This window comes from Photorhabdus noenieputensis (assembly GCF_018448935.1).
GTDB classification, from domain to species: domain Bacteria; phylum Pseudomonadota; class Gammaproteobacteria; order Enterobacterales; family Enterobacteriaceae; genus Photorhabdus; species Photorhabdus noenieputensis.
Genome location: NZ_RCWC01000044.1, coordinates 23,474 through 42,364, shown reverse-complemented (window position 1 = coordinate 42,364; position 18,891 = coordinate 23,474). Strand labels below are relative to the sequence as shown.

Annotated in this window: 18 protein-coding genes and 1 riboswitch; of the genes, 11 read left to right on the top strand and 7 right to left on the bottom strand. The window is 43.1% G+C overall.

Translation table 11 applies throughout. The features are described from left to right. Positions 1-762: 762 nt before the first annotated feature. Both purH and purD read left to right on the top strand, forming a co-directional pair. On the top strand, positions 763-2,352 hold the full coding sequence (gene purH, locus EAE91_RS21435) for a bifunctional phosphoribosylaminoimidazolecarboxamide formyltransferase/IMP cyclohydrolase (RefSeq protein WP_214090255.1): 1,590 nt from the start codon (positions 763-765) through the stop codon (positions 2,350-2,352). A gap of 21 nt (positions 2,353-2,373) precedes the next feature. Continuing rightward, positions 2,374-3,657 (top strand): phosphoribosylamine--glycine ligase, encoded by a 1,284-nt coding sequence (gene purD, locus EAE91_RS21430; RefSeq protein WP_214090254.1) that lies wholly within the window; start codon positions 2,374-2,376, stop codon positions 3,655-3,657. Positions 3,658-3,675: 18 nt separating this feature from the next. On the opposite strand, the gene EAE91_RS21425 is transcribed toward purD, so the two are convergent. From EAE91_RS21425 to nudC, 6 genes are all read right to left on the bottom strand, one after another. Next, the gene (locus EAE91_RS21425; RefSeq protein WP_244868979.1) at positions 3,676-4,317 is read right to left on the bottom strand and encodes a DUF1481 domain-containing protein; all 642 of its coding nucleotides are present in this window, start codon (positions 4,315-4,317) and stop codon (positions 3,676-3,678) included. Positions 4,318-4,385: 68 nt separating this feature from the next. Next, entirely contained in the window at positions 4,386-4,658 is a 273-nt protein-coding gene (gene hupA, locus EAE91_RS21420) for a nucleoid-associated protein HU-alpha (RefSeq protein ID WP_012776594.1), read from the bottom strand. Between the two features lie 186 nt (positions 4,659-4,844). Further along, positions 4,845-5,435, bottom strand: a complete 591-nt coding sequence (locus tag EAE91_RS21415; protein ID WP_214090252.1) for a YjaG family protein — start codon at positions 5,433-5,435, stop codon at positions 4,845-4,847. A gap of 76 nt (positions 5,436-5,511) precedes the next feature. Continuing rightward, positions 5,512-6,180, bottom strand: coding sequence for a deoxyribonuclease V (gene nfi, locus EAE91_RS21410; protein ID WP_214090251.1), 669 nt, complete (start codon positions 6,178-6,180; stop codon positions 5,512-5,514). Between the two features lie 4 nt (positions 6,181-6,184). Beyond that, positions 6,185-7,249 (bottom strand): uroporphyrinogen decarboxylase, encoded by a 1,065-nt coding sequence (gene hemE, locus EAE91_RS21405; protein ID WP_214090250.1) that lies wholly within the window; start codon positions 7,247-7,249, stop codon positions 6,185-6,187. Between the two features lie 108 nt (positions 7,250-7,357). Then, positions 7,358-8,125, bottom strand: a complete 768-nt coding sequence (gene nudC, locus EAE91_RS21400) for an NAD(+) diphosphatase (protein WP_214090249.1) — start codon at positions 8,123-8,125, stop codon at positions 7,358-7,360. A gap of 303 nt (positions 8,126-8,428) precedes the next feature. Here nudC and EAE91_RS21395 point away from each other — a divergent pair, with 303 nt between their 5' ends. Beyond that, positions 8,429-9,091, top strand: a complete 663-nt coding sequence (locus EAE91_RS21395; RefSeq protein ID WP_214090248.1) for an HAD family hydrolase — start codon at positions 8,429-8,431, stop codon at positions 9,089-9,091. A 263-nt stretch (positions 9,092-9,354) separates the two neighbouring features. Here EAE91_RS21395 and EAE91_RS21390 read toward each other — a convergent pair whose 3' ends face one another. Then, entirely contained in the window at positions 9,355-10,317 is a 963-nt protein-coding gene (locus EAE91_RS21390) for an Rpn family recombination-promoting nuclease/putative transposase (protein ID WP_214090247.1), read from the bottom strand. Between the two features lie 689 nt (positions 10,318-11,006). Then, a riboswitch (TPP riboswitch) is annotated at positions 11,007-11,132 on the top strand. Between the two features lie 104 nt (positions 11,133-11,236). Here EAE91_RS21390 and thiC point away from each other — a divergent pair. From thiC to EAE91_RS21350, 8 genes are all read left to right on the top strand, one after another. Then, the gene (gene thiC / locus EAE91_RS21385; protein WP_214090246.1) at positions 11,237-13,174 is read left to right on the top strand and encodes a phosphomethylpyrimidine synthase ThiC; all 1,938 of its coding nucleotides are present in this window, start codon (positions 11,237-11,239) and stop codon (positions 13,172-13,174) included. Then, positions 13,158-13,808, top strand: coding sequence for a thiamine phosphate synthase (thiE, locus tag EAE91_RS21380; RefSeq protein ID WP_376744767.1), 651 nt, complete (start codon positions 13,158-13,160; stop codon positions 13,806-13,808). The genes thiC and thiE overlap by 17 nt, the downstream gene beginning before the upstream one ends. Positions 13,809-13,818: 10 nt before the next feature. Then, positions 13,819-14,568, top strand: coding sequence for a HesA/MoeB/ThiF family protein (locus tag EAE91_RS21375; protein WP_214090244.1), 750 nt, complete (start codon positions 13,819-13,821; stop codon positions 14,566-14,568). Beyond that, positions 14,565-14,765 carry a sulfur carrier protein ThiS gene (gene thiS / locus EAE91_RS21370; RefSeq protein WP_214090243.1) on the top strand — a complete coding sequence of 67 codons (201 nt, stop codon included), beginning with the start codon at positions 14,565-14,567 and terminating at the stop codon, positions 14,763-14,765. The genes EAE91_RS21375 and thiS overlap by 4 nt, the downstream gene beginning before the upstream one ends. A 1-nt stretch (position 14,766) precedes the next feature. Continuing rightward, positions 14,767-15,534 carry a thiazole synthase gene (locus tag EAE91_RS21365; protein WP_214090242.1) on the top strand — a complete coding sequence of 256 codons (768 nt, stop codon included), beginning with the start codon at positions 14,767-14,769 and terminating at the stop codon, positions 15,532-15,534. A 14-nt stretch (positions 15,535-15,548) separates the two neighbouring features. Beyond that, positions 15,549-16,673 (top strand): 2-iminoacetate synthase ThiH, encoded by a 1,125-nt coding sequence (gene thiH, locus EAE91_RS21360; RefSeq protein WP_214090257.1) that lies wholly within the window; start codon positions 15,549-15,551, stop codon positions 16,671-16,673. Positions 16,674-17,225: 552 nt separating this feature from the next. Then, complete coding sequence (locus EAE91_RS21355) at positions 17,226-17,714, top strand: hypothetical protein (RefSeq protein WP_214090241.1); 489 nt, start codon at positions 17,226-17,228, stop codon at positions 17,712-17,714. Positions 17,715-18,109: 395 nt separating this feature from the next. Beyond that, positions 18,110-18,586, top strand: a complete 477-nt coding sequence (locus tag EAE91_RS21350) for a carbohydrate binding domain-containing protein (RefSeq protein WP_036814783.1) — start codon at positions 18,110-18,112, stop codon at positions 18,584-18,586. Positions 18,587-18,891 lie beyond the last annotated feature (305 nt).

Here is an 18,891-nt window from a genome sequence, read left to right as displayed (position 1 = left end):
AGGCCTGCCGCCAGCGTTCAATCTGAGCCATGATCAAACTCTTCAATTTAAAGTTTGATGCTCAAAGAATTCTGACTAATTAGTTCGTAATGAATTAACTGTTGTTCACTCTTCAAGACTTTAAAACATATTTTTTTGTGATACGGTCTTGTGAGTGCCCACACAGATTGTCTGATTAATTGTTAAAGAGCAGGCTGAATCAAAATTTAATATTCTCGTTCAGCCGGGCTGCGTATACTACGCTTTTCGCCCGCAGAGTCAAGCACTTATTGGCTGGTTCTCTGCCTGACCTCACAATGTTTATCAGCGTTGTGTCGGTCAGTGGTGGCGCATTATAGGGAGTTCTTTGGCGCTGGCAATAGTTATTTTTAAAAAAATTGATCGCTTGATTAATTCCACAGCAAAGCTCTACTTTATACCCACTTACCAACAGATTTATCCACAAATGGCTAGTTGGATGAAAATTTATCGAGCATCACGCAAACGTTTTCGTTACAATCCGGTGGTTAAAATCATCAAACGATTTTATCTGACTATTATTGAAATGTTATTGCAGTGCCCATTTTTTATGTCCTGATATATACCCTATGGATTTCAAGATGCATCGTGACGGCAAGGGAATGAATCCCCGGGAGCATAGATAACTATGTGACCGGGGTGAGAGAGTACAGCCAACTAAAGAGGCAACTTGAAAGATAACGGGTATAGTGGGTTCTTCCCAATAACATGTTACTGCCTTACAAAATCCAAGGGATCAAATCCATGCAACAGCTTCGTCCAATCCGTCGTGCCCTGCTTAGCGTTTCCGATAAATCAGGGGTTGTTGAATTTGCAAAAGCCTTATCTCAACGCGGTGTCGAATTGCTTTCCACTGGTGGCACAGCTCGTTTACTCGCTGAATCAGATCTAAAGGTTACTGAAGTTTCAGATTACACCGGCTTTCCTGAAATGATGGATGGCCGTGTTAAGACGTTGCATCCTAAAGTACATGGCGGAATCCTTGGCCGCCGTGGACAAGATGATGAAATCATGGCACAACACCAAATCTCACCGATCGATATGGTGGTTGTGAATCTATATCCATTCGCTCAGACCGTAGCTAAACCCGATTGCACTTTAGCAGATGCTGTTGAAAACATTGATATCGGCGGTCCAACTATGGTTCGCTCTGCGGCTAAGAACCATAAAGATGTAGCAATTGTGGTTAATAGTCATGATTACGAAAAAATCATTGAAGAGATGGACAACAATCAGGGGTCATTAACACAATCGACTCGCTTCGATTTAGCCATTAAGGCTTTTGAGCACACGGCTGCTTATGACAGCATGATTGCTAACTATTTTGGCAAGCTGGTTCCTCCTTATTATGGTGATACTACTCAGCCATCAGGACGTTTCCCACGTACTCTGAATTTGAATTTTATTAAAAAGCAAGATATGCGCTACGGAGAGAACAGTCATCAGGATGCTGCTTTCTATATAGAAGAGAATCTCTCTGAATCATCTATTGCAACTGCAACTCAGTTACAAGGTAAAGCGCTTTCCTATAATAACATTGCAGATACAGATGCAGCCCTGGAATGCGTTAAAGAATTCACAGAGTCCGCATGCGTTATTGTCAAGCACGCTAACCCATGCGGTGTAGCCATTGGGAAAGATATCCATGAAGCTTATGATCGCGCATTCAAAACAGATCCAACCTCCGCTTTCGGCGGTATTATTGCTTTCAACCGCGAACTTGATATTAAAACCGCACAAGCCATTATCGACCGCCAATTCGTCGAGGTAATTATTGCCCCCTCAGTCAATAAAGATGCACTACCGGTGCTAGCTACTAAGCAAAATGTCCGCGTTCTGGCATGTGGTGAATGGGAAACCCGAACTTCTGGCCTTGATTTTAAACGAGTCAATGGCGGCCTGCTGGTACAAGATCGCGATCTTAGGATGGTAGCAGCAACGAACTTACGTGTAGTTTCCAAACGTCAACCCACAGAGCAAGAAATGAAAGATGCTCTGTTCTGCTGGAAGGTTGCTAAGTTTGTCAAATCCAATGCCATTGTTTACGCAAAAAATGATATGACCATCGGTATTGGCGCAGGCCAAATGAGCCGTGTCTATTCCGCAAAAATTGCGGGGATCAAAGCAGCCGATGAAGGCTTGGAAGTTCAGGGATGCGCAATGGCGTCTGACGCATTTTTCCCATTCCGTGACGGCATTGATGCCGCCGCGGCTGTTGGCGTGAGTTGCATTATCCAACCCGGCGGTTCAATCCGTGACGACGAAGTGATTGCCGCAGCTGATGAACACGGTATTGCTATGATTTTCACCGGCATGCGCCATTTTCGCCACTAATCAATAGCAGGAGTTAATCTGATGAATATTTTAATTGTTGGTAGCGGTGGACGCGAACATGCTCTGGCATGGAAAGCAGCTCAATCGCCTTTAGCTGATAAAGTCTATGTCGCGCCAGGAAATGCAGGAACTGCTCTAGAAAGCAATCTCGAAAATATTGACATCTCAGCGACAGATATCAACGGTTTGTTAGTATTTGCGCAAAGCCATGATATTGGGCTGACTATCATTGGCCCTGAAGCACCATTGGTGATGGGTATTGTCGATGCATTCCAAAAAGCCGGGTTAACTATTTTTGGCCCAACTCAGGCAGCCGCTCAATTAGAAGGTTCAAAAGCATTTACCAAAGATTTTCTGGCACGCCATCACATCCCAACTGCGGCTTATCAAAATTTTACAGAAATCGAACCAGCTCTTGCCTACCTGGATAAAGTCGGCGTCCCTATTGTTATAAAAGCTGACGGACTGGCTGCGGGTAAGGGTGTGATTGTTGCGATGACACGGGAAGAAGCCCAATCCGCCATAAAAGATATGCTAGCAGGAAATGCGTTTGGTGATGCAGGCCACCGTATTGTTATTGAAGAATTTTTAACCGGTGAAGAAGCTAGTTTTATCGTTATGGTCGATGGCAAGAATGTTATTCCAATGGCAACCAGTCAGGATCATAAACGTATAGGTGACGGTGACACAGGTCCAAATACCGGCGGTATGGGAGCCTACTCTCCCGCTCCAGTCGTTACCGATGAAATCCACCAGCGCATCATGGAAGAGATTATTTACCCTACCGTAAATGGTATGGCTGCTGAGGGTCATGTCTATACAGGTTTTCTTTATGCCGGTTTGATGATCAACGAAAATGGCGAACCAAAAGTCATTGAATTTAACTGTCGCTTTGGTGACCCGGAAACTCAACCCATTATGATGCGTATGCGTTCTGATCTGGTTGAACTCTGTCTAGCTGGCGCAAAAGGAGAACTTGCGGGTAAAACTTCTCATTGGGATGAACGCCCTGCTTTGGGTGTAGTACTTGCTGCTGGCGGGTATCCTGCTGATTATCACAAAGGAGATATTATTCACGGTTTGCCTCAACAAGAAAATGCAAGTAGCAAAGTTTTCCATGCAGGTACGGCAATGAAAGGCAATGACGTTGTTACCGCCGGTGGACGCGTTCTGTGTGCTACAGCATTGGGGGAAACCATTATAGATGCACAGAAAAATGCTTACCAACAAGCAGAAGAGATTGAATGGAATTGTTGTTTTTACCGTAAGGACATCGGATATCGGGCAATTAACCGATTGAAGTAATCATACAACTGACGAAGGTCAGAGGCTGTCCTTCGTCGGTTCCCAACGACAAAAGTCATTATTGGCTACCAACAATAATTCGCGGCCAGCAGGCGCTTCCAACCAGGCAATGGTTAATTGGCCGTAGCTGTTTTTTTCGCGCTGTTCAAGCCATGTCCTCGCGTAAGGTTCAAACTCAACAGAAATCGTTTCACCCGCACAGGTAGTGACTTTACCGTTACTCCAGTGCCCTTGCATCAAACGTACATTTCCCACGATCAACGCATCACTTAATTCAAGCGTCCGTTTAGCGTCAAACTGCATACGAACAATATCATCGCTGGAAAGTAACTCACGCCGCGTTTTCGACTGTTTTTGCATAAAAATCACCTCACCGGATTTATCCAAACGAAGTTGTTCAGACAGTGGATTTTTATCACTCAAAATTTCACGACGAATTTGGCGCAAATCGCCCTGCTTATATTCATAAAAAGTCACGACGGTATTGTCATTACGGTAGGGGCTGTAAACACTCATCAGCACCCGAGGTTTACTATCCTGATCATTGAGACGCCACAAGCGGACAACGCCATCATCGGCAATGAATCCACTTGCGCTGAAAGAAGGTTCTTTAGGTTGATTGGTACAGGCGCTGAGCGCGAAGACGAATCCTAGTGTCATCAGCCCCTGACGAACCAACAAAAGGGGATAAATAATACCCCTTCTATTTTTTCTTTTTTGCAATGAAATTATTTAACTGCGTCTTTCAGAGCCTTACCAGCAGAGAAAGCAGGTACGTTTGCAGCCGCGATGGTAATTTCTTTACCGGTTTGCGGGTTACGACCAGTACGTTCTGCGCGGTGGTTAACTTTGAAAGTACCAAAACCTACCAGTTGTACTGAATCACCCGCTTTCAGGGATTCGGTGATTGCATTCAAAGTTGATTCCAGAGCAGCTTTTGCCTGAGCTTTAGTCAGGTCTGTGCTTTCTGCGATTGCATCAACTAATTCAGTCTTATTCATAGATTATCCTTACAGTGTGTTTATCGTTTGCAAAGCATCGAGTGCGACGGATATGCCGAATGACAGCACCCCTGCATACACGCACCGATAGCCACTTCTTTTCACCCCCCAAATGTAGAACAGAGTGGGGGCAAAAGTGAAGCCTTTGAACATGGCATTTAAAGCATTAAATCACGTTTTTTCACTTTACTGCGTTAAATTTATGCCAATGTTGCTCGTTCCTGACTCCCGGAGGTCAGCTTTCAATCCTTTAATCAACTCAATATCCCGCTCTTCGCAGCTAACCAATAAGCGATAAATTTCCCATTGGATATCCCACTCTTGTTCAATAGCAGGTAACATTTTTAGTTCTTCATCGGTCATTTCTTTCCCGGCTTGGGTCATTTCAAGCATAGCAACGGTGCGAATTGAAATCTCACTCACTGCAATTGCATGCTCCAATGTTTCACCACTCAGACGAGTATGAATAGTTTCCCCTAATGCAATACATGCATCAATTGCCGGGTACACACCGTAAATATCGTAATCATCCGCTGAGGGAATAATTTGTTCCAACTTTTCTAGCTGATTATCAAAATTCACTTTGGCATCTTTTACAACTAATATTTCCCACACCAAATCCAGAATACGGCGGTAAAGAGCTGGTTCTGCAAACGCGGTCTGGCAACAGAACATCTGGTAATTTGGATACATCCGTTCGCACAGACTTGCCATAAAGGTCAGATGCTGCCAGCTTTCAAGTTTTTCCAGCCGTAAATGTATCGGGTTTCGTAACATTAGCTTTTACTCATTATGCACAATTTGCTTCGCAGTTTACCTGAAATTCAAGAATATCCACACGCTTACACCGAATTTAAGGATTTTTCTGTATCATTTGTTCAAAAAACGGCCTATTTGAGGCTGCGCCATCCGCCCAACGGGTTGTTTCAGGCAGACGATAGCCTTTCATACAACGTTCCACCCATAACAATGCACTCTCCAGGCTGATGCGGTGACCTGTTGAAATATACAGTGGATTGCAACGTTTTTTACTTCGCCATACCCAACCAATCTGTTCCTCTTTATCAATCAAAGGTTGACAACTTCCGGGCTGTTCTCCCAATGGTTCACTTTCACCACATAAACGACGCTTTGCCACACCAATCGTGGGTACATTAGCTAATAAACCAAAATGGCTGGCAACACCTAAACGACGTGGATGAGCGATGCCATGACCGTCCACCATCACCAGATCAGGTTTATGTTTCAACAACTGCCAAGCAGCCATTAATGCAGGGTATTCACGGAAAGAGAGTAAACCGGGAATATAAGGCAACATAGTTTCAATTCGAGCTATCTGATATTCCACCAGCTCAAGGGCAGGATAAGAGAGAACCGCTATTGCTGCGCGGGTAACCGCACCCTGCTGTTCGAAGCCCACATCAGCACCAGCAATCAATTTAGGCAGGGAAAAATCATCATAACGGATAACCTGTTGAGCCTTTTCTACTTGTTCCTGACGTAACGCTTTCGTATTAATCATATTCTTACTGATGATATTTAACTGAAAGTTTATGTACCGCCTCAACAAATACACCCGCGTGTTCCGGCAGTACATCCTGATGGATACCATGACCAAGGTTAAAGACATGACCAGCACCCGCGCCAAAACCTTGCAAAATTGTCGAAACTTCCTGTTCAATCCGCTCAGGAGAAGCATATAACATGGATGGGTCCATGTTACCCTGCAAAGCCACTTTACTCCCCACCCGACGGCGGGCATCGGCAATATCTGTCGTCCAATCCAGACCAAGCGCATCACAACCGGTTTCAGCCATTGCTTCCAGCCATTGTCCACCACCTTTAGTAAACAGCGTCACCGGCACACGACAACCTTCATTTTCACGGATCAGACCATCAACAATTTTGTGCATATAACGCAGGGAAAATTCCCGATAATCCCGCCCTGTCAGGACGCCCCCCCAAGTGTCGAAAATCATCACAGATTGAGCGCCTGCTTTAATTTGAGCATTAAGATACAGAATAACGCTGTCTGCCAGCTTATCCAGCAACAAATGCATTACGGCAGGTTCAACATACATCATTTTTTTGATTTTAGTGAATGCCTTGCTGCTGCCACCTTCCACCATATAAGTCGCCAGTGTCCACGGACTACCGGAAAAGCCAATCAAAGGAACCTGCCCCGCCAGAGCCTTACGAATCGCACGTACTGCATCCATTACATAACCCAGCTCCATTTCTGGATCAGGCACCGGTAATTCTTCCACATCAGCACGGCTGGAAACAGGAGATTTAAAACGCGGGCCTTCACCTGCTTCAAAATAAAGTCCCAGTCCCATAGCATCAGGAATGGTGAGAATATCAGAGAAGAGAATTGCCGCATCCAGTGGGTAACGCCGCAAAGGTTGTAAAGTGACTTCACAAGCGAGTTCAGTGTTTTTACACAAAGAAATAAAATCACCAGCTTCAGCACGAGTAGCTTGATACTCAGGTAAATAGCGGCCAGCCTGGCGCATCATCCAAACAGGCGTAACATCAACGGGTTGGCGTAATAAAGCTCGCAAATAACGGTCGTTTTTCAGCTCATTCATGACAGGCTCCATCTATTTATTGGCCGCAATATAATCTGACTATAATGATTAGGTGCCATTGTAACATGATAGGTAGCTCTCTCCCGTTGAATTGCGACAAACTGTACATTACGCATTTCGGCACAGAACAATCGTATCTTCAATCAACCGACGAGCAATAGTATTGTGTAGTGGAATCAATGGCAATTGCTCATAGTGATACCAATCCGCACTAATCAGCTCTTTCGGATCATGACGGATCTCCCCACTGTCATAATCAGCCAGAAATGCCATCATCAATGAATGAGGGAAAGGCCACGGTTGAGAAGCCACATAACGTAAATTGCGAATTTTAATATTACTCTCTTCCATCACTTCGCGGACGACAGCTTCCTCAAGTGTTTCACCAACTTCAACAAATCCCGCCAATACTGTGTACACACCTCCACGATGATGCTGATGTTGAGCCAGCAAAATATGATCATCCCGACGAATACCGACAATAATGCAAGGTGCTATCTGCGGATAATAACGTTCTTGGCAGTGATGACACAGACAAGCCCATTCATCAACACTATGGTGCATTTCATTGCCGCAATAACCACAATATTGGTGAGAGCGATAAAACTCCGCCAATTGCACTCCCCGGCCAGCTAATTGAAACAAGCCACGATCACTTGCAACAATTTGCCGTAAGGAAACCATATTTGCAGCCATTTTCTGACGAATAAGCCAAACTTTCTCACCTTGCCACTCACCGATAGGCAAGGCTATTTTTTCTTGCAGTGACCATTGAGTTGCCATTCCAAAAGGTAATTCGCCTTTAGGGAGCCAAATACGATTTTCATCGCTGATAACCCACCAGCCACGTTCTGTACCTGTAATTTGTTGTTGCATCATCATCACTATGACATCTTAATTTTAATATCTGTATATACCCGTCATCTTTCAAGTTGCCTCTTTGTTGGCTGCACTCGCTCACCCCGGCCACATAGTTCTCTATGCTCCCGGGGATTCCCTCCCTTGCCGTCGCGATCCATCTTGAAATCTATAGGGTATAAATCATACGCTTTTTAATCAAAAAAGCGTGCTTTATTACTATTGTCAAAATTACTATCGCCAAAATCGTATTGCCCACTTTGACGGTAATAGGCATTATTCTCAACTATTAATATACTTTGGGCTGAGGAACACAACGCTATGTCTCAATTACTTGCCGTGTTTGATCTGGATGACACCTTAATTTCCGGTGATTCCAGCGCTATATGGACAGAGTTTTTATGGGAAAAAGGCATCATTACTGATCCAAGTTTTATCGAAGCAGATAAAAAAATGACGGCTGATTACAGCGCAGGTTCATTGGATATGAGTGGTTATCTGGCATTTAGTCTGCAAACACTGCATCAAGTTCCACAAGAGCAAGTTGATCTTTGGCTGACTGAATTTGTTAACGAAAAAATTAAACCGCGATTTTACCCACAAGCCAAGGCCCTAATTACAGAGTATCAACAGCAACAAATTCCAATCATTATTATCTCAGCTACTGTCTCTTTTATTGTAAAAAAGATTGCTACCGAATTGAATATTCACACGGCACTGGGCATTGATATGGTAATGGAAAATGGCTGTTATACCGGCCAAATAGACGGTATTGCGACTTTCCGTGAAGGTAAAGTAAAACGGATAAAACAGTGGCTGGAACAGCAAAATAGTTATCCTGATATTATCCGCTTTTACAGCGATTCAATTAATGATCTCCCAATGTGTCAGTTTGCCGATGAAGTAATTACGGTCAATGCCGATGCCCGTTTAAAAGCCGAAGCACAACAACATGGCTGGAAACAATTAATCTGGTCACTGTAAATATTTTCAATCAGTAATGGGTTTATGGTTTCCATAATCCCATCTACACCCGTCATCTTTCAACAAGCAACCCAATTGCCGGGGAAGAATATTGCAATAAAATTGAGGTCTTGACGAAACAGAATAAGTCATTTTGTTTCCGCAAACCACCCACCTAATCGTGTTCCCCATGCTCTTAAGGTGTCATTTCACTCCCTATAAATAAGAACAAAAATGCCGATCTTGAATATCGGCATTTTGCTGTAAAAGAAGAGAAGATGAATTTAATGCTTTAACGCTTCAATTTTATCCCGGCTCAGTCCGGTACTGGTGACAATAATGTCCAAACTCACGCCATGCCGTAATAAGGCACGAGCCGTTTCCACTTTACCTTCCTCTCTACCTTCCTCTCTACCTTCCTCTCTACCTTCCATTTTACCTTCTTCTCTACCTTCCTCTCTACCTTGCTTGATACCCCGCTCAAGCCCTTTTTGTTCAAGCTGTTCTGCAATAGTCATCAACATCGTTTCATGCTCCGGAGATTGTTCAATCAGTTGATGGACAAATTGTGAGAGATCCAGCGTATGTCCATTCAGTAAAATATAGCGTAACACCACATTGCGCTGCTCGGTTGTATTATACCCTGCATTCAAGAGTTCCACCAATTGGAGGAGCCATTCCTGCATATCCCGGCAGCGGATGTGTTTTTGCACCAACTCCATCAGGGCAACCCCTTTATGCGTCAGGATCTCTTCATCGCTGAGCACACTGACGTCCACCAACGGAAATGCCTGACGGTATAAGCGAGCCGCCTGTTCGGGGAGCGTAAAACAATCCAGCCACCGGTTTGAGTAAGGATATGGTCGAACCTCACCATGATAAAACAGCAGAGGTGCCACCAAAGGGAGTTCAGTATGGCCTTTTTTCAGGTGAGCCGCCATAGCTAACATGGCATAATACATCAACCGCCAGGCCATTAACGGGTCAGGGGTGGATTGATGTTCAATCAGACAATAGATATAGCCCTGCCCCCGGGCCGTTTCAACCGAGTACAGCACATCACTGTGCAGTTGACGTAAATTCCGGTCCACAAAACTGCCGGACTCCAATTTCAATGTGGCTAAATCACACAACAACTGGATTTCTTCGGGCAGATAAAGGGATAGAAACTCTCTGGCCGTTTCAGGCTGCGTTAAAAAATGCTTAAATAACGAATCATGGTGAGGCCGTTTTTTTTTCTTTGCCACAATCTGTTTCTCTGTCTTTATCAGTTAGTCATTACCACTCATTGCCAAGGTATAGTATTTCTACCAAGTTACAAAAAACATTGTCTCAGATTTCCTCAAGCAAATCTTTATCGAATGCATTAATAGAAGAGCCTAAATAATAAAATATCAGAAAATAAAAAACGATAAAATATTATATTTACAACAACTACTTTATGAAACCCATTCATTTAAATGAGTTTTTAACTTGCATTCGCATAATAACCTCCCTCATCAAAATATATATTACTTATATTTCCTTTAATCTTGGATGTTCATATCTAAAAAATTGGACTTAATTCCCACCAGATGATCTATTATTTTGAAGTGTTATTTATATTTTTCCTTTATCAATCTGAAAATACTTATTAACTTCTGTCAACATGCCCATAAATCACCATAGTTTTTATCATAGAAAGAAATATAATATTGAGTAAAATAAGAATTTTTTCTTATCTTTCCCTAACAAGTTATAATTAAAAAATTAATGCTTAGCTAAACATGATTTAACATAAGGAAATTTTTCTATTTGTTCACTAAAAAATTAATAAACATGAGAAATTGATCACAAAGCAATCAACAACATGGCTGAAAACAATTAATCTGGTCATTGTAAATACTTTCAATCAGTAGGGGTTGTAGTTTTTATAATCCCTTCTATACTACTGTTTACTTTCTTGTCGGAGTGCCTAGCGTAAGCTGTTTTATCGCAGCATACACAGGCTGAGACCGTTAATTCGGGATCCGCGGAACCTGATCGGGTTAATACCTGCGAAGGGAACAAGAGTAATCAAGCGCTGTCAGCCCATCCCATTTTTTACGGGCCTGTCCAGCCATCAACTATTACTCCCTGCGAGCTCCAGACAAGCAACTTTCCCAATAACACAGTTAGGAATTTGCTATGTCTCATAACACTATTATCCCTGCAACTGATATTTCACCCAAACTCACCCCGGCACGCCCACGTAAAGCCCAACGCGATGCCGCTCAAGAATTTATTAATTCTATCCAAGGCGTGACATTCCCAAATTCACGACGCATTTATCTTCAAGGTTCCCGTGACGATATCCAAGTTCCAATGCGTGAAATCCAGTTATCGCCGACTTTGATTGGCGGTACCAAAGAGGAACCTCAGTATGAAGAAAACGAAGCCATTCCGGTTTATGATACTTCCGGCGCTTATGGCGATCCTGATGCCAAACTGGATGTACATGTTGGGTTAACCAAACTACGTCAACCGTGGATCGATGAGCGTCAAGATACTGAACCTGTCGCCGCCCTCAGCTCCGATTTTACTCAGCAACGCCTGACGGATGCCGGTCTCGATCATTTACGTTTCAATCATCGCCCTCACCCATTAAAAGCCCGTAAAGGCAAATGCGTTACTCAACTGCACTATGCTCGTCAAGGCATCATCACTCCGGAAATGGAATTTATCGCACTACGAGAAAATATGGGACGCGAACGTATCTGCGGTGATGTGTTACGCCAACAGCATCCCGGACAAAGTTTTGGCGCTCAGTTGCCGGAAAATATCACACCAGAATTTGTCCGTCAGGAAGTCGCAGCCGGTCGGGCAATTATTCCTGCCAATATTAATCACCCTGAATCAGAACCGATGATTATTGGTCGCAATTTTCTGGTTAAGGTTAACGCTAATATCGGTAACTCTTCCGTCACCTCTTCAATTGAGGAAGAGGTAGAAAAGTTAATCTGGTCCACCCGTTGGGGCGCAGATACGGTAATGGATCTCTCCACTGGCCGTTATATCCACGAAACCCGCGAATGGATCTTACGTAACAGCCCGGTTCCTATCGGCACAGTCCCTATTTATCAGGCGCTGGAGAAAGTCAATGGCGTGGCGGAAAATCTCACTTGGGAAATATTCCGTGATACCTTGCTGGAACAAGCGGAACAAGGGGTAGATTACTTTACCATCCACGCCGGTGTATTACTGCGCTATGTACCGATGACAGCCAAACGCCTCACCGGGATTGTTTCCCGCGGTGGTTCAATTATGGCGAAATGGTGTCTGTCTCATCATCAAGAAAACTTCCTTTACCAACATTTCCGTGAAATTTGTGAAATCTGCGCCGCTTATGATGTTTCCCTATCATTAGGAGACGGTCTGCGCCCCGGTTCTATTCAGGATGCTAACGATGAAGCGCAGTTTGCAGAACTGCACACATTAGGCGAGCTGACTAAAATTGCTTGGGAATACGATGTTCAGGTGATGATCGAAGGCCCCGGGCATATTCCTATGCAGATGATCCGCCACAATATGACAGAAGAATTGGAACATTGTCATGAAGCCCCTTTCTATACTCTTGGCCCCCTGACAACAGATATTGCACCCGGTTATGACCACTTCACTTCCGGTATCGGTGCGGCCATGATTGGCTGGTTTGGCTGCGCCATGCTCTGTTATGTGACGCCAAAAGAGCATCTCGGCTTGCCAAACAAAGATGATGTCAAACAAGGGCTAATTACCTACAAAATTGCTGCTCACGCCGCCGATCTCGCCAAAGGCCATCCCGGTGCACAAATTCGCGATAACGCCATGTCTAAAGCACGTTTTGAATTCCGCTGGGAAGATCAATTTAATCTGGCTCTTGATCCCGATACTGCTCGCGCCTATCACGATGAAACTCTGCCACAAGCCTCCGGCAAAATTGCCCATTTCTGTTCTATGTGTGGGCCTAAATTCTGTTCTATGAAGATTTCTCAGGAAGTACGCGATTACGCCGCGGGTATGGAACAGATGTCTGAAACATTCCGCGCCCACGGCAGCGAGTTGTATCACAGCGTAGAGGATGTCTCTCATGAACAATCTGCCTAACGCGCCATTTGCCCCAACCGAATATAAATTGGGCTTGTATCCCGTCGTGGATTCGCTAGCGTGGATTTCCCGCTTATTAAAGGCAGGCGTCACTACAATTCAGTTGAGAATTAAAGATCTGCCAGAAGATCAGGTGGAAGAAGAGATTCAACAAGCCATTATGCTCGGCCGCCAATATAACACTCGTCTGTTTATTAACGACTACTGGCGACTAGCAATAAAACATGGCGCTTATGGTGTTCATCTTGGGCAGGAAGATTTAGTTATCGCTGATTTGAACACCATCCAAAAAGCGGGGCTACGGTTAGGAATCTCTACTCACGATGAACAAGAGCTGACACGGGCTAAATCTCTGCGTCCGTCTTATATCGCTCTCGGCCATATTTTCCCAACCACGACCAAAGAGATGCCATCTTCCCCACAAGGACTGGCGGCACTGAAGCGGCAGGTAGAAAACACACCAGACTATCCTACTGTCGCCATCGGCGGCATCTCTCTTGAACGCGTACCGGATGTCATTGCAACGGGAGTTGGCAGTGTGGCGCTGGTTAGTGCCATTACCAAAGCAAAAGATTGGCGTCAGGCCACCGCACAACTGCTTCATCTGGTTGAAGGCATTGAGTTGAAGGGATAGAGAGGTTCTTATGTTGAATGATCAAGAATTTATGCGTTACAGCCGACAACTGTTACTCGAAGATATTGGCCCGGAAGGGCAGGAAAAACTGAAATCCAGCCGCGTCCTGATTGTCGGACTGGGAGGGTTAGGCGCTCCCGCCTCTCTCTATCTGGCCGGAGCAGGTGTAGGAACAATTTACCTTGCTGATGATGACCAATTGCACATCTCCAATTTACAACGGCAAATACTTTACCGCACCGAAGAGATCCCTGCCGCAAAAGTTGAACTTGCAGCCAATCAACTCAATGCATTGAATCCGCTGATAAAAACAATGATCCTTAATCAACGTCAGAATCTGGAATCTCTGACAACCATCGTGAGGCAAGTCGATCTGGTTCTCGATTGCTGTGACAACATGACAACCCGCCACGCTATCAATGCCGCTTGTGTGGCAACACGAAAGCCATTAATTAGCGGCAGTGCGGTCGGTTTTAGCGGCCAACTTATGGTATTTGAACCCCCTTATCTTCATGGCTGCTATAGCTGTCTCTACCCTGAACAGGAAGAGCCACTACGAAATTGCCGGACCGCGGGTGTATTAGGTCCGGTAGTTGGCATTATCGGCACATTACAAGCATTGGAAGCCATCAAAATGTTAACCGGGCTTCCCTCTCCGTTAAGCGGTAAACTCCGACTGTTTGATGGTAAACAGCAAAGCTGGAGCACACTACAACTTAACCCGTCGCAGCAATGCCCGATTTGCAGAGATATCCCATGAAAATTACGGTAAACGATCAGCCGATGGAGCTTATGGCTCCTCTGGCTATACAGCAATTGTTAGAACAACTTGAACGAATACAACCGGGAATGGCACTGGCTATTAATCAAACCATTATTCCGCGTTCAGAGTGGAATACGCATCAGATTAATGATGGAGACAATATCCTTTTGTTTCAGGCTATTGCTGGAGGTTGATATGTTAAAAATTGCTGATACGACTTTTCATTCCCGTCTATTTACCGGTACAGGCAAATTCGCCAACGCAAATGTAATGACTCAGGCCATCGCGGCTGCCGGCAGTCAGCTTGTCACGATGGCAATGAAACGCATTGATTTGCAGAGTGGTAATGACGCTATTTTGGTGCCATTGCAAAAGCTTGGCGTCAAATTGCTGCCAAATACTTCTGGAGCCAAAACCGCAGAAGAAGCCCTGTTTGCCGCCCGTCTGGCCCGTGAAGCACTGGCAACCAACTGGATCAAACTGGAGATCCACCCGGATGTGAAATACTTGTTGCCTGACCCGGTTGAAACACTCAAAGGCGCTGAAATGTTGGTCAAAGAAGGATTTGTCGTTCTGCCATATTGCAGTGCTGATCCCGTTTTGTGTAAACGTCTGGAAGAAGTAGGTTGCGCGGCGGTCATGCCTTTAGGCGCACCGATCGGCTCTAATCAAGGGCTACTAACCCGAGATTTCCTGCAAATTATTATCGAGCAAGCACAAGTGCCGGTCGTCATTGATGCCGGCATCGGTGCACCAAGCCATGCATTGGAAGCGATTGAATTGGGTGCGGATGCTGTATTAGTCAACACCGCAATTGCCGTTGCGCGTAATCCAGTAAAAATGGCTCAAGCCTTCAAAATAGCGATTGAAGCGGGTGAATTATCCTATCAAGCTGGCCTAGCAAGTCCAAAACAACATGCTGTTGCATCCAGTCCACTGACCGATTTTCTAGGGGTATTTTGATGATTCATCATCTTATGAGCGGTAGTTTTAGTTACCGCTGGCAACAATTGGACTGGGATGACATCACCCTTCGCATTAATAGCAAAACCGCGCAGGATGTTGAACGGGCATTAAGCAGCAACAAATTAAATCTGGACGATTTCATGGCCTTGCTCTCTCCAGCAGCGAAACCCTATATCGAACCACTGGCACAACGGGCACAAAAACTGACTCGTCAACGCTTCGGTAACACTGTTGGTTTTTATGTACCGCTTTATCTCTCCAATTTATGTGCCAATGACTGCACCTATTGCGGATTCTCAATGAGTAACCGCATCAAACGCAAGACACTGAATAAAAATGAAATTATTGCCGAATGTCAGGCGATTAAAGCACTGGGCTTCAACAATCTGTTATTAGTCACCGGAGAACATCAGGGTAAGGTCGGTATGGATTATTTCCGCCGCTATCTGCCACTTATCCGAGAATATTTCAGCTCAATCATGATGGAAGTCCAGCCTATGACACAGGAAGAGTACTCAGAATTAAAAACGCTGGGGCTAGATGGTGTGATGGTTTATCAGGAAACCTATCATGAGCCAACTTACCTGTTGCATCATCTACGAGGTAAGAAACGGGATTTTCACTGGCGATTAGAAACACCCGATCGCCTTGGTCGAGCCAAAATCGATAAAATCGGTTTAGGAGCACTAATGGGCCTCTCTAGTCATTGGCGGACAGACTGCTATATGGTGGCGGAGCATTTATTCTTTCTGCAACGCACATACTGGCAGAGCCGTTACTCTATTTCATTCCCACGTTTGCGACCTTGTGCTGGAGGTATTGAGCCCGCATCGCTGATGAGTGAAGCAGAATTGGTACAACTGATTTGTGCTTTTCGTCTATTTGCGCCAGATGTTGAGCTTTCTATTTCTACTCGTGAATCCCCATTCTTCCGCGATCACGTCATACCACTGGCAATCAACAATGTCAGTGCTGGTTCTAAAACCCAACCCGGTGGTTACGCAGATAGTAGTCACGAAGAATTGGAACAATTTATGCCACATGATAACCGTTCTGTTTATCAGGTCGCGGAAGTATTAATTAAAGCCGGGTTACAACCTGTCTGGAAAGATTGGGATGGTTATTTAGGTCGATAATTTAATTTTCTCTGTTCTAACATAATTCTATTTTAGGTAAGAGCCTTTAACAGGTAATCATTACACGAAATAAGATTTAATATAAATAACTGTCTGGCACTAATACCAGACAGTTATATAATTCAATATATTCCCCATTATCATTATCACCTGCAAAATAATCTCTATTCAAAGGACCTATTCTGAATATAAAATTAAATATTTTATCTCTATCAATCCAACCAACATTAAAGATTCATTTCAATCCTCAACACACTATTGCAACAAGGCCATTTTACGCATGTTTTTTTATGACATATACATATATTACTCACAGAAATAAGAATATAAAAATCCAGTTTATACCTATATCGAATAAATAGAAAATACTATATTTACTGTATATATTTTAACTCCCCATTGTTTATTCCTTATTAATTTATACAAATTACAATTATCAATTAATAAAAAACACAATTGAATATCCTCCTATCATTGATAAAGTCATTCCCGAGCAATAAAATGCTTAAGAAAAGTTAAATTTATTACTATCAATTTTAAAAGGATTAATATATGAATATAAAAGAAATTCTGAATAATATAGATTATTCTGGTCAGAAAAGTTCTGATAAAGAATTGATTAACGGCTCATTTGATGAAGGATATAAAGGCTGGATAATCCCATTCCCCGAAACGGTAAAAATATTATCTGAGAATGGAATTAACTTTCTTAGAATCCACCCTAAGTCTGATGCCATCTTTCAAATTATAGAAGGATTAGAGCCTAACACTAAATATAAGCTAACAGGTAAAGCGCGCATATCACCCGCCATAGGCGTAATAGACGACGGCTTCCCAGCTATTTTTGGTTTACATAATGATACCTTTAATCATAACACTTTTGTTGTAGACTCCACGGAATTTATCACCGGTTCTGTAACATTAAGTACAGATGCAGAAGGATATTTACGCGTTTTCTTAGCAAAAACCACGATGGGAACTGAGTCCTCACCACCAGAAGTTACCGCTGATTTTACTGGTTTTATTTTCGAGAAAGCCTAATATAAACGTTTAACATCTGAATGCCCGAAGCTCACTACTCCGGGCGTTTTAATAATGTAGTTTTAATACTATATTTCAATGCTATGTTTTAACATTACAGCTATAGATATTACCTCATTATTCATTCTATTTTTTCTCTCAATATGACTAATATTTCAACATAACATTTCTGCAACAATAGACTTTACCACGAGCAACAAATTAGCCTACAAAAACACCTATCAGGATAAGTGCTTATAACTCATTTATTCTTGTATTAATTTATACAAATTACAACTCACCACCAATAAAAAATACAATTGAGTATTATCCCATTATTGATAAAGTGCCCACCAGAAAAACAAAGCGCTGAAAGAAATTAAATTCATTTCTATCTATTTAAAAAGGACTAATATATGAACGTACAAGAAATCCTGAATAATGAAGATTATTCTGATAGCAAGAAAAACTCTCATAAAGAACTGGTTAACGGCTCATTCGAAGAGGGATATAACGGCTGGAGAATCCCAGCGCCTGAGTCAGTAGAAATCTTATCTGAAAATGGCGTTCACTTTATCAGAATCCAAAGCGTTACCGGCTCTGGCGTCATTGATCAAATTATCGAAGGATTAGAACCTAACACTAAATATAAACTAACAGGTACAGCTCGCGTATCAGCGGAATGGGCCTCATCAGCTTATTTTGGTTTACAGAGCCATACCGATGGCCCCAACTCTTTTGCTGTAAACAGCACCGATTTTACAACGGGTTCGGTAGAATTAAGTACAGATCAAAAGGGACTTTTACGCGTTTATTTATTGAAAGATCAAGTTGGCCCTCGACCAGACGGAGAAACCGCTGACTTTACCGGTTTTATTTTAGAGAAAGCCTAAGTATTTAACTTCGATATATTTTAACATTTTAAACCCCCAGAGTTTACTGCTCTGGGGATTTTAATATTAGTTTAAAAAAACCAAAAAATTATAAAGTAATATTTTAACTGAAATATAGCTCAATTATTTAAAAACAAATCTCCATCGTAATAATTTCTTCGCCTCATTTATTCTCACACTAATTATCACAATCCTAATCTTCAATTAAAAAACATGATTGAATATTTTCCCATTATTGCTAAAGTACTTACAGAAAAAATTATTAAGAAAAATAAAATTCAATCGTTATTCATTTAAAAGGACTC